We start from the raw sequence: 16341 nt of genomic DNA, 5'->3' as shown, positions 1-16341 counted from the left end.
GCTATGACGGTGAATTTGCAGAACGCGGAGTTTGTGCTCTCCGCCGTCTCCCCGAAAAACTTCCTCCAGGACGGCCTGCCCCAGGTGGCTTTTGCCGGACGGTCCAACGTGGGCAAGTCGTCGGTGATCAACCGGCTGCTCAACCGGAAAAACTTCGCCCGGGTGGGGGCCGCGCCGGGGAAGACCGTCCATGTGAACTACTTCAACATCGATAAGACCTTCTATCTGGTGGACCTGCCCGGCTACGGCTACGCCAAGGTGTCCAAGGCGGAGCGGGACCGGTGGGGGCGGCTGATGGAGGACTACTTTGCCCGGCCCGACCTGCTGACCCTGGGGGTGATGATCGTGGACTCCCGCCACAAGCCCACCGCCGACGACGGCACCATGTTTCGTTGGTTCAAGGACACGGGCTGTCCACTTATCATCGTGGCCAACAAGCTGGATAAGCTGAAAAAGAGCGAGATCGAGTCCAACCTCCAGCTCATCCGGGACACCTTGGAGCTGGGGGAGGAGGATCAGCTGATCCCCTTCTCCGCCGAGAAGGGGACCGGCCGGGAGGAGCTGCTCCAGGCCATCCTCGCGGGGATCGCATAAAAAAGACCCTCCACCAGTCTGGTGGAGGGTTTTATGTTAGGTTCCGAATAGCTCCGCGGCCTGCCTCATGCTCTCCACAATGGACACCGAGAAGGGGCACCGCTTCTCACAGGCCCCGCAGGCCAGGCACTCCCCGGCGTGGTGGGGAAGGACCGCGTAGTGCTCCCGCACTGTCTCGGGCACCCCGCCTTGGGCCTTGGCCAGGTTGAGGAACTTGGTCACCGACGCCACGTCGATGCCCTGGGGACAGGGGGCGCAGTGGCCGCAGTACATGCAGTGGCCCTCCCAGCTGATCTTGGGCATGGCGGCGAAGGCGGCGGCGTAGTCCTTTTCACTGTCCAGAGCCTTCTCGTAGGCGGCGCACTGGACCAGTTCCTCCACCGTCCTGGCCCCCGCCATGACGCAGGCCACCCCGGGCCGGGTGAGGGCGTAGTGCAGGCACTGGAAGGGGGTGAGCGCCACCCCGGCGGGGGAGTACTGGCTGAGCAGGTCGCCGCCGCCGAAGGCTTTCATCACCGTGACGCCCACTCCGCTGCGCTGGCAGCTCTCATACAGGGCCTGACGCTGGGGGTCCATGTTCACCAGCCGGTGCTCGTAGGCGGATTCCGCCCACAGCTGCTCCACGTCCTCATTGGCGGGCTGGAGGTCGTAGCAGGGGTTGACACTGAACATGAGCACGTCGATGAGCCCGCTGTCCACCGCCGCCTGCCCCACCTCCGGGTTGTGGCTGGACAGGCCGATGCAGCCAATTTTCCCGGCTGCCTTCAGCTCCTGGGCGTAGGCCATGATGGGGCCGTTGACAATTTCCTGCCAGTCGGACAGAGCGTCCGAGTAGTGAATCATGCCGATTTCAATGTGGCCAGTGTTCAGTAGGCGGAGCATCTCCTCAAAGCCGGCTTTCACCTTATTGATGTCCCTGGTGCGCAGATACTGGCCCTTCTTCCAGACGGAGCACAGGTGGGATTGCAGGACAAATTTGTCTCTCCGCCCCTCCATAGCCCGCCCCAGGTTGGAGCGGACCTCCGGGTTGGAGGTGTACAGGTCGATGCAGTTGACCTCCAACTCCTCCATTTGGTCCACAAATTCCTTCACCTGGTCATAGCTTTTGCCCACGAGGCCCTCGCAGCCCATGCCGATCTCGCTGACCTTCAGCCCGGTGCGGCCCAATGTACGGTAATTCATGACCGTCCTCCTTCTGTTTGATTGGAGCCATCTTACCACTTGAAGCCGGGTTTAAGTCAAGAGGGAGATTTCCTGTGCGTTGACGTTGAAGGGTGGCAGTGATATAATTAGAACGATAAATCTCGTTTTTGGAGGTGCTTATATGTATGGAGAAGAAAGTTAAACGGTCTGGGGTAGACCCTCTAGTTGTTTTAACACTGATTTTTGTTGTGCTAAAAGCGACGGGATTGATTTCGTGGTCCTGGCTTTGGGTACTAAGTCCGATCTGGCTTACGTTCTTGTTTTTCACTGTTATCTTTTCCGGCATTTTGGTCGGAGGACGAATTGTGAAAGGAAAATGGTAACTTCCAGTTTATAAGGAGGGCTTCCCATGGACGAAAAAATAAAAACCTTACAGCAGTGGATTGACGAGAGCCGGGCCATTGTGTTTTTCGGCGGGGCGGGGGTGAGCACCGAGAGCGGCATCCCGGATTTCCGCAGTGTGGACGGCCTGTACAACCAGAAGTACGCCTGGCCCCCGGAGGAGATCCTCAGCCGCACCTTCTTCGACGCCCAGCCCGAGGAATTTTACCGCTTCTACCGGGACAAGATGCTCTGCCTGGATGCCCAGCCCAACGCCGCTCACAAGAAGCTGGCCGAGCTGGAGGCGGCGGGCAGGCTGCGCTCTGTGGTTACCCAGAACATCGACGGCCTGCACCAGAAGGCGGGGTCCAAGCGGGTTTGGGAGCTTCACGGCTCGGTCCACCGCAACTACTGCATGAACTGCCGCAAGCCCTGCACAGTGGAGGACATCAAGGCGGGGCAGGGGGTGCCCAAGTGCTCCTGCGGCGGGACAGTCAAGCCCGATGTGGTCCTCTACGAGGAGAGCCTGGACAGCGCCACCATGGAGGGGGCGGTAATGGATATCCTCTCCGCCGACCTGCTCATCATCGGCGGGACCTCTCTGGCGGTCTACCCCGCTGCCGGGCTCATCAACTACTATCAGGGCTCCCGGCTGGTGCTCATCAACAAGAGTCCTACCCCCTACGACAGCCGGGCCGACCTGGCCATCAACCTGCCCATCGGCCAGGTGCTGGAACAGATTGAGGTCCGATGAAAAACGGCCGCCTCTTTGAGATTTTATACCTCCTGGTGGAGAAGCGTACCCTCACCGCCAGGGAGCTGGCCCAGCGGCTGGAGGTGTCGGAGCGCACCATCTACCGGGACATCGACGCCCTGTCCGCCGCCGGAATCCCGGTGTTCACCCAGCAGGGCCAGGGGGGCGGCATCCGCCTGATGGACCAGTTCGTGCTGGACAAGGCGCTGCTGTCCCGGGCGCAGCAGGACGAGATTCTGTTCGCTCTCCAGGCCATCCTGGCCACCGGCGGGACGGAGGAGCGGGAGACGTTGTCCCAGCTGTCCGCCCTCTTCCGCCGGGAGGGGGACGGCTGGCTGGAAGTGGACTTTACAGACTGGGGCAGCGGCGCGGTGGAGCGGGAAAATTTTGCGCTGGTGAAGGGGGCTATTCTGGAACGTTCCCCCCTGTCCTTCACCTACTACAGCTCCGCTGGGGAGAAGAGCCGCCGCACGGTGGAGCCCGCCCGGCTGGTGTTCAAGTCGGGATGCTGGTATCTGTCCGCCTTTTGCCGTCAGAAGCAGGACTGGCGTATCTTCCGTCTGGTGCGGATGGAGCGCCTTGTGCCGGAGGAGGGGACCTGTCCGCCCCGCCAGCCTCCGGAGTGGCTGGAGGCTTCGCCGCCCGACGGAAACCGGGGAGTGGACCTGCGGCTGCGGTTCGCCCCCTCCGCCGCCTGGCGGGTACGGGACTACTTCCACCCCCGGGAGATCACCGCCCAGCCGGACGGCTCCCTCCTGGTGAGCTGTACCTTTCCCGAGGACCAGTGGCTGCTGTCCTTTCTGCTGTCCTTCGGCGGTCAGCTGGAGGTGCAGTCGCCGGACTACTGGCGGGACATCCTGAAAGGGGAGCTGAAAAAAGCGCTGAAGGTTTATGAAACCTGACAGACCCTGTCCGGTTTTGCGGCGTATCCTTATGTCAGAGACAGGGGAACAGACCCCGTCCAACATAAGGAGGTTTTCTCAATGGAAGAACGTAAATTTTGCCAGTGCTGCGGCATGCCTCTGGACAAGCCCGAGGACCAGGGCACCGAGGCCGGCGGCGCCCTCAGCGGCGACTACTGCCGCTACTGCTATCAGAACGGAGCCTTTACCGCTCCCGACGCCACCATGAACGACATTATCGCCTTCAACCTGAAGTTCAACGAGGAGAACGGCCACCCCTTCGGCCCCCAGAAGGAGGCGGAGAAGATGATGCGGGGCTGGTTCCCCACCCTGAAGCGGTGGAGAAAGGAATGAACGATGGCTGATATGATTCCCGGCGAAGAAGAAATGGCAGCTCTCGTCGGGCCGTCTCTGTATGCTGTATGGAACAGGCTGTGTACGCGGATTGATGAAACCTATGATATGGATCATTTGTGGAACAAGGGCGGTAAAGCGTGGAAATATGAGTATAAATACCGCCGGGGCGGCAAGACGCTGTGCGCGTTGTATGCAAGAGAAAACTGCATCGGGTTTATGGTCATCTTGGGGAAAGAGGAGCGGTTGAAATTCGAAGCAGATCAAGACAGCTACGCAAAAGAAGTTCAGGAAACATATAGCGAAGCTCAAACGTATCATGACGGGAAATGGATCATGTTTGAGCCGGTGGATACTTCTTTATTTGACGATTTCCTTCGGCTGTTGGCAATCAAAAGAAGGCCGAACAGAACGTGAAGCTGCTGCATATCGGGTATCAGGGTGAAAAGAACATGGACGGCGGATCGCCGTCCATGTTTGTTTATCGTCGTAAATACTCCGGCGGCCGGTACTGCAAAGCCTCGGCCAGGTGGGTGGGAGAGATGTCCCCGCCGCCGTCCAGGTCAGCGATGGTGCGGGCCACCCGGAGGATGCGGTCGTAGCTCCGGGCGGTGAGGCCCATGCGGTCGAAGGCCCCCTTCATCAGCCGCTGACAGCCCTCGTCCAGAGCGCAGAAGTGGTCCAGGGCCTCCCGGTCCAGCTGGGCGTTGCAGGGGACGCCGGTGTCCCTCTGCCGCCCGGTCTGGAGGGCTCTGGCGCCGTCCACCCGCTCCTTTACCCGGGCGGAGGTCTCCGTCCGCTCCCGCTGGGACAGCTCGTCAAACTCCAGGGGGGACACCTCTACAAACAGATCCAGCCGGTCCAGCAGGGGTCCGGACAGCCGGGACAGGTACTTTTTCACCTCCGCCTGGGAGCAGCGGCACCGGCCGGAGGGGTGGCCGTACCAGCCGCACTTGCAGGGATTCATGGCACACACCAGCATGAACCGGGCGGGGTAGGTGACGGTGCCCGCCGCCCGGGAGATCTGCACCTGGCCGTCCTCCAGAGGCTGGCGGAGGACCTCCAGCACCTCCTTGGGGAACTCGGGCAGCTCGTCCAGGAAGAGTACTCCGTTGTGGGCCAGGGAAATTTCCCCTGGCCGGGGGTTGGAGCCTCCTCCGGCCATGCCGGTGGCGGACACGGTGTGGTGGGGGGAGCGGAAGGGCCGCAGGGTAATCAGCGGCTGCCTGGCGCTGGTCTGGCCCATGATGGAGTGGATTTCGGTGCATTCCAGCGCCTCCTGACGGGTCATGTTGGGGAGGATGCCGGGTAGACGGCGGGCCAGCATGGACTTGCCTGTCCCCGGCGGGCCGGACATGAGAACGCTGTGTCCCCCGGCGGCGGCAATCTCCAGCGCCCGCTTCACCTGCTCCTGGCCCTTCACCTCGGACAGATCAGGGCAGTGGAAGGCGGCGGGGTTGGGCGCCCAGGGCGGGGCGGGGGAGATGGGTTCATCCCCCATCAGGTGGCGCTCCAGCTGGGCCACATCCCGGACGGGGTAGATGGTGGGTCCCTCTGCCAGAGTGGCCTCGGCGGCGTTTTCCTCGGGGACGTACAGGGCTTCAATCCCCTCCCGCTTGGCGGCCAGGGCCATGGACAGCATCCCCGCGCAGGGCCGCAGCTGGCCGGACAGAGACAGCTCCCCCAGAAAGGCGCAGTTCTCCTTGGGCAGGCGCAGCTGCTTTCCGGCGGCCAGAATGCCAACCAGCATGGGCAGATCGTACAGGGTGCCGATCTTTTTCAGATGGGCGGGGGCCAGATTGACGGTGATCCGGCTGACCGGGAAGGTGAAGCCGCAGTTTTTGATGGCGGCCCGTACCCGCTCCCGGGCCTCGTTGACGGCGGCGTCGGGCAGGCCCACCACGGTAAAGGCGGGCAGGCCGCTGGACAGGTCGCACTCGGCGGTCACCAGGTAGCCGGTGACCCCTTGAAGCCCCAGAGATTGGATGGATCGTACCATAGTCTTACCGCTCCGTTCGGTGAAATTTCGTTCAAACCTATTGTAACGGTATTTGGTGGAAATTGCAACATAGGAAATGGGATGAAAAAAGAGCAGATAAATAGGATGGCACTCAAGGGGAATCTTGTGAGAAATGCCGGAATTCTTAGCTTGCATGATGTTTTGCAGTATGGTAATATAGTGAAACAGAAGGGTACCCTTCTGTCCTGCAACGAAGTTGCAGGACAAGGTGCCTTCAGAATGAATATGAAGAAGGAGCGATTTGAATGAAACAAACCCATAGAATCCCCGCGTTGCTGCTGGCGATGGTCATGCTTTTCTCCCTGACTTTGACCGGCTGCAAAAAGGAGGCTCCCATTGCTGCTGACCAGGTAGCGGTAGCCCTCTATGAAATGATTTTGAAAGACGACGCCTCTAAGGCGGTAGAGCTGTTCGGCTACGCCGATGAGGACGCGGCCCGCACTGCCATGGGGCTGAACGGCAGCGTCTATGAGGAGCTGTCTGACGAGCTGGTGGCCAACTTCTCCAGCATGGGCTATACCGTCAGCGCCGAGGAGATGCAGGAGTTTGTCGACGCGTTTATGTCCATGTTCAGCAGCGTGGAGCTCACCGCCAAGGTGAAGGAGTCTGACGAGAAGGCGGGTACCGCTGTGGTGACCTGCACCGTCAACACCTTCGATCCCGAGGCCCTGACCCAGGCTATGACGGAGGCCATGAGCACCTTGGACCCCGAGCTGTTCACCAGCGGCGATATGGAGGATGCGTTCGGCTCCCTTCTGTCCGCTGTTGCCGGCGCCATCGCCGGCATTGAGCCCACCGACAAGACCGCTGATTTCGACGTGGACTTTGAGCTGACCAGCATGGAGGTCGAGGGCAAGGTCAAGGAGATCTGGATTCCCACCGACGCCGCCAAGTTTGGTGAGCTGATCTCCACCACCGCTATGGGCGGCTGATCCCCGGCATAACCCTTTACTTAATACCCGCCCCGCCAGGACCGCTGGCGGGGCGGGTTTTTGCCTGCCGGGACAATGTGAAAATTTGCGGGGGAAATTTTCACTGGCAAGTTTACAAACGCAGGAAAAAGTGATACACTATACCGTGTATGGAATCCCGAGCTCAGCCCCAGTCTGCCAGGGGGGCGCGGGTCTGTCCCGATATAACTGTTTGCCTATCAAGATTATAACTGTTTTGGCAATTGGTTCGATGGGGACAGGCCTGTAAAATAGAGCAGAGAAGCACCATCGCAACCTCAGAAAATTAGGAAGAAAGTAGGGAACCTCTATGGCAAGAAAATTCAAAACCATGGACGGCAACAACGCTGCGGCCTATGTCAGCTACGCATTTACCGAGGTAGCCGGCATTTACCCCATCACGCCGTCCAGCCCCATGGCCGACTATGTGGACCAGTGGGCCGCCCAGGGCCAGAAGAACATCTTTGGCAACACCGTGAAGGTCATCGAGATGCAGTCTGAGGCCGGCGCCGCCGGTACCGTCCACGGCTCTCTGAACGCGGGCGCCCTGACCACCACCTACACCGCCTCCCAGGGCCTGCTGCTGATGATCCCCAACATGTACAAAATCGCCGGCGAGCTGCTGCCCGGCGTGTTCCATGTGTCCGCCCGTACCGTGGCCGCCCAGTCGCTGAACATCTTTGGCGACCACTCCGATGTGATGGCCTGCCGCCAGACCGGCTTTGCCATGCTGGCCGAGGGCAACGTGCAGGAGACCATGGACCTGGCTCCGGTGGCCCACCTGGCCGCGATCAAGGGCCGCGTTCCCTTCATCAACTTCTTCGACGGCTTCCGCACCTCCCACGAGATCCAGAAGGTGGCCATTTGGGACTACAAGGATCTGGCCGAGATGGTGGACATGGACGCTGTGGCCGAATTCCGTGCCCGGGCTCTGAACCCCGAGCATCCCACCATGCGCGGCTCCCACGAGAACGGTGACATCTTCTTCCAGCACCGTGAGGCTTCCAATAAGTATTACGAGGCCCTCCCCGAGATCGTCGAGGAGTATATGGGCAAGATCAACGCCAAGCTGGGCACCGACTATCAGCTGTTCAACTACTATGGCGCGCCCGACGCTGACCGCGTCATCATCTGCATGGGCTCCTTCTGCGACGTGGCCGAGGAGGTCATCGACTATATGAACGCCCATGGCGAAAAGGTGGGCATGGTGAAGGTCCGCCTGTACCGCCCCTTCCGGGCCGACAAGCTCATCGCCGCCATCCCCGCCACCTGCAAGAAGATCGCCGTGCTGGACCGCACCAAGGAGCCCGGCTCCCTGGGCGAGCCCCTGTATCAGGACGTGATCACCGCTCTGGCTGAGAACGGCATCTGTGACAAGACCGTCATCGCCGGCCGCTACGGCCTGGGTTCCAAGGACACCCCGCCCCGTTCCGTCTTCGCCGTGTACGAGGAGCTGGCCAAGGACGCCCCCAAGAAGAAGTTCACCATCGGCATCGTGGACGACGTCACCGGTCTCTCCCTGGAGGAGAAGCCCTCTCCCAACACCGCTGCCGAGGGCACCATTGAGGTCAAGTTCTGGGGCCTGGGCGGCGACGGCACCGTGGGCGCCAACAAGAACTCCATCAAGATTATCGGTGACCACACCGACAAGTACGTGCAGGCTTACTTCCAGTACGACTCCAAGAAGACCGGCGGCGTGACCGTCAGCCATCTGCGCTTCGGTGACAAGCCCATCCGCGCCCCCTACTATATCAACAAGGCCGACTTTGTGGCCTGCCACGTGCCCGCCTATATCATCAAGGGCTTCCCTATGGTCCGGGACGTGAAGCCCGGCGGCACCTTCCTCATCAACTGCCAGTGGTCTGACGAGGAGGTCGACAAGCACATGCCCGCCGTGGCCAAGCGGTATATTGCCGAGAACAACATCCAGGTCTACACCATCAACGCCATCGACCTGGCCCAGGAGATCGGCATGGGCAAGCGCACCAACACCATCCTCCAGTCTGCCTTCTTCGCCCTGGCCAAGGTCATGCCCGGCGACGAGGCCATCGGCTATATGAAGGACGCCGCCACCCACTCCTACCTGAAGAAGGGCCAGGACATCGTGGACATGAACCACAAGGCCATTGATGCCGGCGCCACCGCCTTCAAGAAGTTTGAGGTTCCCGCTTCCTGGAAGGATGCCCAGGACGCCCCCAAGGAGAACAAGCATACCGGTCCCGCCAAGCTGGTGGATCTGGTCAGCAACGTCCTCGATCCCGTGGACCGCATGGACGGCGACTCTCTGCCCGTCTCCGCCTTCTCCCCCTATGCCGACGGCACCTTCGAGCTGGGCGCCGCCGCCTACGAGAAGCGGGGCGTGGCCGTGGCCGTGCCCGCCTGGGACTCCTCCAAGTGTATCCAGTGTAACCAGTGCTCCTATGTCTGCCCCCACGCCACCATCCGTCCCTTCGCCCTCACCGAGGAGGAGGCCAAGAACGCCCCCGAGGCCGCCAAGATCGTGGACGTCAAGGCTGGCAAGGGCAAGGGCCAGTACAAGTTCACCATCGCCGTCAGCCCCCTGGACTGCATGGGCTGCTCCGTGTGCGTGAAGACCTGCCCGGTGGACGCTCTGGCCATGGTACCCCAGGAGCAGGAGGCCGCCCAGCAGGACGTGTTCAACTATATGGTGGCCAACGTCAGCATCAAGGAGGATATGGCCGACCTGTCCGTCAAGGGTTCCCAGTTCAAGAAGCCTCTGCTGGAGTTCTCCGGCTCCTGCGCCGGCTGTGCCGAGACCGCCTATGCCCGCCTGATCACCCAGCTCTTCGGCGACCGGATGTATATCTCCAACGCCACCGGCTGTTCCTCCATCTGGGGCGGCCCCGCCGCCACCTCCCCCTACGCCACCACGGCTGAGGGCAAGGGTCCCGCCTGGGCCAACTCCCTGTTTGAGGACAACGCCGAGCACGGCCTGGGCATGTATCTGGGCCAGAAGGCCATCCGCACCCGCCTGGCCGAGAAGACCAAGGCCCTGATTGCGGTGGAGCACACCTATGGCCCGCTGAAGGAGGCCGCTCAGAAGTGGCTGGACACCATGGAGGACGGCAAGGCCAACGAGGCCGCTACCAAGGAGTATGTCAAGCTACTGGAAGAGAGCATCATGACCGTGGACGACATCGTCGCTTTTACCTCCAGCCCCAAGGCCGCCGAGGTCTTTGGCGACCAGCTGCCTCAGTTCCAGGCCCACGCCAAGGAGCTGAAAGCCTCCGGCGCCAAGTACTGCGACTGCGACGCCTGCAAGCTGGTCAAGGAGATTCTGGACGAGAAGGACTACCTGGCCAAGAAGTCCGTGTGGATCTTCGGCGGCGACGGCTGGGCCTACGACATCGGCTACGGCGGCGTGGACCATGTCCTGGCCTCCGGCGAGGACGTGAACATTTTCGTCTTCGACACCGAGGTGTACTCCAACACCGGCGGTCAGGCCTCCAAGGCCTCCAACATCGGCCAGGTGGCTCAGTTTGCCGCCGCCGGTAAGGTGATGCCCAAGAAGTCCCTCACCGAGATCGCCATGACCTACGGCTATGTCTATGTGGCTCAGATCTCCATGGGCGCCAACCCCAACCAGACCCTGAAGGCCATCGCTGAGGCCGAGGCTTATCACGGCCCCTCCCTGATTGTTGCCTACTCCCCCTGCGAGATGCACTCCATCAAGGGCGGTATGGCCAATTGCCAGGTCGAGATGAAGAAGGCCGTGGAGTGCGGCTACTGGAATCTGTTCCGGTTTAACCCCGACCTGAAGAAGGAGGGCAAGAACCCCTTCACCCTGGACAGCAAGGCCCCCGCCGGCGGCTACCAGGAGTTCCTCCTCAACGAGGCCCGCTACTCCGCCCTGACCCGGTCCTTCCCCGACCGCGCCAAGGAGCTGTTCGCCCTCAACGAGGAGACCGCCAAGAAGCGGTTCGACAAGCTGACCCGTCTCCAGGCCATGTTTGGCGAGGAATAATCCTCAGAATACAAAACCGCCCCACTGCTTCACGGCAGCGGGGCGGTTTTTTGCTTACAGCGCGCTCCAACAGGAATCCAGATGCTTATGTAACGCCTGGTTTGCGTCGAACAGATAGTTGTACAGTGCGTTGAAGCCCTGCGCATAGGGGTCCTTTGCATGGGACAGCCCCAGCGCCATGACCCCCAGTGCGTTAATTCCCTGAGATACGTTATGGACCGCGATGTCCAATTTATCCAAATCTTCTCGTAAACTCATGGTTTCCTCCTTGATTTTTTCCCGGAGATGTGGCATAATCAGATTTACCAGACCTTCGGGCTTGGTGTGATAGAAACAATCCGTGCATGTGGTAGTGGGCGGGTTGTTTCTATTTTTTGATGCGGCCGTGCTGTTCCTTGATCCCCTTACGGACGACCTCCGACCGGGAGAGCTGTTCCGCTTCGCAGCACTCGTCCAGCTGTTCCAGCGTCTCCTTGTCCAGCCGGACCCGGAGCATGAAGTCCTTGGGGTTGTCAGATACAGGACGGCCCATACGTGCAACCACTGTTTCACCACCTTTCAGTTGCTACAACAAGTATAGCGTTGTTGCGACAAAAAGTCAAGTGTTTTTTGAAAAAAATTCGCCGCTGTCCCGGAGGGCAGCGGCGTTTGCAATCAGACCTTCCCAATATCGGTGCGGAAGTGCATATCCTGGAAGGTGATGGGTTTCGCGGCGGCGTAGGCGGCGGCGATGGCCTCCTCCAGGGAGGGGGCGGTGGCGGTGACGCCCAGCACCCGGCCGCCGGCGGTGAGGATGTTTCCCTGCTCGTCCTTTTTCGTGCCGGCGTGGAAGACGGTGGCCCCCAGGGCCTCAGCCTCCGCCAGCCCGGAGATGGGGTAGCCGCTCTGGTAGCTGACGGGATACCCTCCCGAGGCCAGCACCAGACAGCAGGCAGCTCCGGACTTCCACTTGATGTCCACCTGATCCAGGGTGCCGTCCACGCAGGCCTGGAAAATGTCCATCAGGTCGGTGTCCAGCATGGACAGGAGGGGCTGCGTTTCCGGATCACCGAAGCGGGCGTTGTACTCCACCACCTTAGGGCCGTCCTCAGTTAACATAAGACCAAAGTAGATGACCCCCTTAAAGGGCCGTCCCTCCGCCTTCAAAGCGGCCACGGTGGGCTGGAAAATTTCCTTGACACAGCGCTCCGCAATCTCCGGGGTGTACTTGGGGGAGGGGCAGAAGGCTCCCATGCCGCCGGTGTTGGGTCCCTGGTTGCCGTCATAGGCCCGCTTGTGATCCTGGCTGGACAGCATGGGTACCAGGTGTTCCCCGTCGCAGAAGGCCAGGACGGTCACCTCCGGACCCACCATGCACTCCTCAATGACCACGGTGGAGCCGGATTCTCCAAACTTTTTGTCCTCCATCATCTCCCGGACGGCGGTTTCCGCCTCTTCCACGGTGGAGGCCACCACCACTCCTTTGCCCAGGGCCAGGCCGTCCGCCTTGACCACGATGGGCGCGCCCTGCTCCCGGATGTAGGCCAGAGCCTGGTCCAAGCCGGTGAAGGTTTCGTATTTGGCGGTGGGGATGTGGTATTGTTTCATCAGCTCCTTGGAAAACGCCTTGCTGGCCTCAATGATGGCGGCGTTTTTCCGGGGGCCGAAGGCGGGGATGCCCGCCGCCTCCAGGGCGTCCACCATGCCCAGGGCCAGAGGGTCATCCGGAGCCACCATGACAAAGTCCATGGCGTTTTCCCTGGCCCACTTCACCATGCCGTCCACGTCGGTGGCCTTGATGGGAACGCACTGGGCTACCTGGGCGATCCCCCCGTTGCCCGGGGCACAGTACAGCTTGGTTACCTTGGGCGACTGGGCCAGCTTCCAGCAGATGGCGTGCTCACGACCGCCTCCGCCCACGACTAAAACTTTCATGTATAAACAACCTTTCCTATAATTCTCCCCAATCAATACAGCCAGGTGCATTCTGAGATTGGAAAAATTCCAAAGCGCACTCCATAGCATCGGAGGCCGGTATTACCTGCCATGCGGCAATTTCATATTGGCCGTCGCAAAACGAGACGATGTCTTCCGCATCTTCATCGCCGAAGGAAACAAGCATCTCGCCGCCGTCCTCCACCTCAAAATAATTGACGACAGCCTGATCGCTTTTTACCAGAATAGACAGACAGGGATATTTGGACTCCTCACTTTGGGAACACCAGATTTCATTTTCCTGCTGAAAACAGGTTTCTAAATGAGCCTTATATTCCTCCAGGGAATTGCATGGAAAAGAACCAATATTACTGCTGATAAACATGAGCTTTCCTCCTCAGTGGTGGAACAGCCGCATTCCGGTAAAGGCCATCACCATGCCAAATTTGTCGGCGGTCTCGATGACCTGGTCGTCCCGGATGGAGCCGCCGGGCTGGGCGATGTACTTCACCCCCGACTGGTGAGCCCGCTCCACATTGTCCCCAAAGGGGAAGAAGGCGTCGGAGCCAAGGGTGACACCCTCCAGTTTGCTGATCCAGTCCGCCTTCTCCTTTTGGGTGAGGACATCAGCGATAAAGGCGTCGATGGCGTTGTCCCGGTCGGGGCGGCGGACGTTCTCCGGGAAGGGGAGGGCGAGCACCTTGGGGTGCTGACGCAGCCACCAGATGTCCGCCTTGTTTCCCGCCAGACGGGTGCAGTGGATGCGGCTCTGCTGTCCGGCCCCTACGCCCAGGGTCTGGCCGTCCTTGACATAGCACACCGAGTTGGATTGGGTGTATTTCAGGGTAATCAGGGCCAGCAGCATGTCATTTTTGGCCCCCTGGGGCAGGTCCTTGTTTTGGGTGACGAGATTGGCCAGCATGGTTTCATCAATGGCCAGATCGTTGTACCCCTGCTCAAACGTGATGCCGAAGATGTTCCGCCGCTCAATGGGGGCGGGGGTGTAATCCGGGTCGATTTTCACCACGTTGTACCCGCCCTTGCGCTTGGCCTTCAGGATCTCCAAAGCTTCCGGGGTGTAGTCCGGGGCGATGACGCCGTCGGACACCTCCAGGGCCAGGAAGCGGGCGGCGTCCCCGTCGCAGGGGTCGGATAGAGCCGCCCAGTCCCCGAAAGAGCACAGACGGTCGGCCCCCCGGGCCCGGATGTAGGCGCAGGCGATGGGGGAGAGGTCCCCCTGGGGGGCGAAATAGACCTTCCGCTCAATATCGGACAGGGGCAGGCCCAGCGCAGCCCCGGCGGGGGAGACGTGCTTGAAGGAGGCCGCCGCCGGCAAGCCGGTGGCCTGCTTCAGGGCCTTCACCAGCTGCCAGGAGTTCAGCGCGTCCATAAAATTAATGTACCCCGGCTTTCCGTTGAGCACCTCCAGGGGCAGTTCGCCCTGCTCCATGAAGATGCGGGCGGGCTTCTGGTTGGGGTTGCAGCCGTATTTCAGTTCCAGCTCGGTCATGTTGTGCGCTCCTTTCATTCTTCTACAGAATCCTCGTCAATGAATGGGTAGTCCTGGTCGATGAGCATTTGCAGGTACTCGTCGAAGCTGTCCGCCGCCACCACCATCTCGTCCGGGTCGTGGAGGAAGCGCAGGACCTGACCCTTTTTGCCCTTGGCGGAGGGGGAGAAGTCGATGAACAGCTGGGAGGTGCCGCCGTTGTTGCAACAGTCGGAGAAGTGGAGCCAGTCCAGCTTGTCCAGGTCGTCGCAGACCCCTTCGTCCACCGGGATGTCGTCATACTCCCGAGTGACGAAGTAGTCGAAAAACTCCTTGGCCTGGTGGCGGGTCTCCACCATCTGCCGGGCGGACAGGAGATAGTAGGGGTAGCCCTCGTAGTCGGAGCCCAGGAAGTAGAAGACCACCTTGTCCGCCGGGTACTCCCGGTAGTAGGTGCCGTCCACCAGCTTGAGCAGCTCGATCAGACTCTCGGGGATGTCGGGGTAGAGGGTGGTGAGCCGGTCCAGGTCCCGCTGGTCCGCCCCGTGAACCACGGAGGCGAAGCGGTCCCACATCTCCTGGCCACCATAACGGTAATAGGCCGCTTTCAGGCCGTCGAAGTAAGCCCGGGCCAATTCCTTTCCGGTTAACATAATATTAATCCTCCGATGGCGTATACTGCTCCGCGTGGAAGTTCCCGTCCGGTCCCCGCATGTAGGCGGTGCCGGCAGGGGCGGTCAGCAGGGGGAGAATGTCCGGGTCGTAGTTGCAGATGGTGTTCAGGTCGTAGACCTCAGTATTTCGGGCGTCATTGACATAATCCTCGCTCTCCTCGCCGGAGAAGAACCGCCAGCCGCTGTCGGGGCGGCCCTCGGTGGGCTGTTCCCGGTAGCACCATCCCACCTTCTTGCCCAGGACGGTGATGTGGTCGGTGGCGAAGCAGCCGTTGGGCCCCTCCCAGTCGGTAAGGTACAGCTTGAACTCCGGGGCCCACAGCCCGAACTCCTTTTTCCGGGGCGGCACGTACCACAGGCCGCTGGCCCAGGCGGCGCCGTCGTTCAAAAGCATGCTTACCAGTTTGGTCCACAGCTCCAGTCCCTTGTTCAGCTCGGGCAGCTTGGAGCCGCCCCGGAAGTCCCAGTACAGCTCGCCGCACACCAGACTGACGGCAAAGTCGGTCCAGTCCTCAAAAATCTGGGCCTGGACGATCCAGTGCTCCGCCATCTCGTCAAATTCCTCCCGGGTGAGCAGGCCGCAGGCGTAGCCAGCCCGCAGATGGCCCACGCACTCGCTGATGTCCCAGGCCAGATAACCCTTGTGGCCCACGATGGAGTAGAACTGGGCGGAAAAGTCCCGAGCGGTCTTGAAAAACTCCAGGCCGCCGCCGTTGAGCTGGGACAGGTCGAAGGGGGGACGGCCCTCCCAGAAGCCCTCGAAGTCCAGATACTGGCTGTGACAGCGCAGCTCCTTGTTGCAGAACTCCACCATGGACGCCTTGTCCGTAATGCCGAAGATTTCCTTCAGGTGGGCCTGGCACGCCAGCTCCTCCACACGGGAGGCACACTTGGGCAGGGTGATGAAGTAGTTGGGGCCGGACTCGTTGGGACCGGGGATGCCGGGGGTCTTTCGCAGGGCGGCGATGCCCGCCAGCAGGGCGATGAATTCGTCCCGGCCGCAGGGCCGGCGTCCGTTGGTGTTCAGCTTTCGGAGGTCCGCCTCCAGCGCCCGGACGGACTCCGCCAGCCCGGTGTCGTAGGGGTGAAAGTCAATCAGTCCTGTCTCCGGAGTGGAGGGGGCAGAGGGCTTGGGCTCGGGGGCTTTCTTCTGTTTCTGAAAGCGGTCAAAAAGACCCATT

The 16341-nt window shown here is 61.0% G+C and carries 16 protein-coding genes; 7 read left to right on the top strand and 9 right to left on the bottom strand.

Annotated features, from left to right (window positions below; translation table 11 throughout):
- Positions 1-3 precede the first annotated feature (3 nt).
- Positions 4-594: a ribosome biogenesis GTP-binding protein YihA/YsxC gene (gene yihA / locus VV088_RS08275; protein WP_334600229.1), complete on the top strand. Its 591-nt coding sequence runs from the start codon at positions 4-6 to the stop codon at positions 592-594.
- Positions 595-630: 36 nt separating this feature from the next.
- Here yihA and VV088_RS08270 read toward each other — a convergent pair whose 3' ends face one another.
- A complete protein-coding gene (locus VV088_RS08270) occupies positions 631-1776 on the bottom strand; it encodes an aldo/keto reductase (RefSeq protein WP_334600228.1) in 1146 nt (381 codons plus the stop codon).
- 370 nt (positions 1777-2146) lie between these two features.
- Between VV088_RS08270 and VV088_RS08265 the strand changes: the two genes are divergently transcribed.
- The 4 genes from VV088_RS08265 (at position 2147) to VV088_RS08250 (ending at position 4545) form a co-directional block, all read left to right on the top strand.
- A complete protein-coding gene (locus VV088_RS08265; RefSeq protein ID WP_334600227.1) occupies positions 2147-2872 on the top strand; it encodes an NAD-dependent protein deacylase in 726 nt (241 codons plus the stop codon).
- Positions 2869-3774 (top strand): helix-turn-helix transcriptional regulator, encoded by a 906-nt coding sequence (locus tag VV088_RS08260; protein ID WP_334600226.1) that lies wholly within the window; start codon positions 2869-2871, stop codon positions 3772-3774. Before VV088_RS08265 ends, VV088_RS08260 begins: the two co-directional genes overlap by 4 nt.
- Before the next feature lie 81 nt (positions 3775-3855).
- Entirely contained in the window at positions 3856-4128 is a 273-nt protein-coding gene (locus tag VV088_RS08255) for a zinc ribbon domain-containing protein (protein ID WP_334600225.1), read from the top strand.
- Between the two features lie 3 nt (positions 4129-4131).
- Positions 4132-4545, top strand: a complete 414-nt coding sequence (locus VV088_RS08250; RefSeq protein ID WP_334600224.1) for a DUF3788 domain-containing protein — start codon at positions 4132-4134, stop codon at positions 4543-4545.
- A 64-nt stretch (positions 4546-4609) separates the two neighbouring features.
- Here VV088_RS08250 and VV088_RS08245 read toward each other — a convergent pair whose 3' ends face one another.
- Positions 4610-6127: a YifB family Mg chelatase-like AAA ATPase gene (locus VV088_RS08245; protein ID WP_334600223.1), complete on the bottom strand. Its 1518-nt coding sequence runs from the start codon at positions 6125-6127 to the stop codon at positions 4610-4612.
- A 266-nt stretch (positions 6128-6393) separates the two neighbouring features.
- On the opposite strand from VV088_RS08245, the gene VV088_RS08240 reads away from it, so the two are divergent.
- Entirely contained in the window at positions 6394-7080 is a 687-nt protein-coding gene (locus tag VV088_RS08240; protein ID WP_334600222.1) for a hypothetical protein, read from the top strand.
- A 328-nt stretch (positions 7081-7408) separates the two neighbouring features.
- Positions 7409-11083, top strand: a complete 3675-nt coding sequence (gene nifJ / locus VV088_RS08235; protein ID WP_334600221.1) for a pyruvate:ferredoxin (flavodoxin) oxidoreductase — start codon at positions 7409-7411, stop codon at positions 11081-11083.
- A gap of 54 nt (positions 11084-11137) precedes the next feature.
- On the opposite strand, the gene VV088_RS08230 is transcribed toward nifJ, so the two are convergent.
- The 7 genes from VV088_RS08230 to VV088_RS08200 all read right to left on the bottom strand — a co-directional run bounded on the left by VV088_RS08230 (position 11138) and on the right by VV088_RS08200 (position 16340).
- Positions 11138-11341 carry a hypothetical protein gene (locus VV088_RS08230; RefSeq protein ID WP_334600220.1) on the bottom strand — a complete coding sequence of 68 codons (204 nt, stop codon included), beginning with the start codon at positions 11339-11341 and terminating at the stop codon, positions 11138-11140.
- 109 nt (positions 11342-11450) lie between these two features.
- Positions 11451-11627, bottom strand: coding sequence for a ribbon-helix-helix domain-containing protein (locus VV088_RS08225; RefSeq protein ID WP_334600219.1), 177 nt, complete (start codon positions 11625-11627; stop codon positions 11451-11453).
- Between the two features lie 110 nt (positions 11628-11737).
- Positions 11738-12997: a phosphoribosylamine--glycine ligase gene (gene purD, locus VV088_RS08220; protein WP_334600218.1), complete on the bottom strand. Its 1260-nt coding sequence runs from the start codon at positions 12995-12997 to the stop codon at positions 11738-11740.
- A 16-nt stretch (positions 12998-13013) separates the two neighbouring features.
- Positions 13014-13382 (bottom strand): Imm1 family immunity protein, encoded by a 369-nt coding sequence (locus VV088_RS08215; protein WP_334600217.1) that lies wholly within the window; start codon positions 13380-13382, stop codon positions 13014-13016.
- A 12-nt stretch (positions 13383-13394) separates the two neighbouring features.
- A complete protein-coding gene (locus tag VV088_RS08210; protein ID WP_334600216.1) occupies positions 13395-14507 on the bottom strand; it encodes a phosphoribosylaminoimidazolecarboxamide formyltransferase in 1113 nt (370 codons plus the stop codon).
- 14 nt (positions 14508-14521) lie between these two features.
- A complete protein-coding gene (locus VV088_RS08205; protein WP_334600215.1) occupies positions 14522-15139 on the bottom strand; it encodes an SMI1/KNR4 family protein in 618 nt (205 codons plus the stop codon).
- A 4-nt stretch (positions 15140-15143) separates the two neighbouring features.
- Positions 15144-16340, bottom strand: coding sequence for an immunity protein Imm33 domain-containing protein (locus VV088_RS08200; protein ID WP_334600214.1), 1197 nt, complete (start codon positions 16338-16340; stop codon positions 15144-15146).
- Between the last annotated feature and the right edge of the window lies 1 nt (position 16341).

Origin of the sequence: Lawsonibacter sp. JLR.KK007 (genome assembly GCF_036941135.1) — a bacterium.
Lineage (GTDB): Bacteria > Bacillota > Clostridia > Oscillospirales > Oscillospiraceae > Lawsonibacter.
Note: the sequence above shows the minus strand (reverse complement) of the source record. Positions and strands in the feature narration are given on the sequence as shown.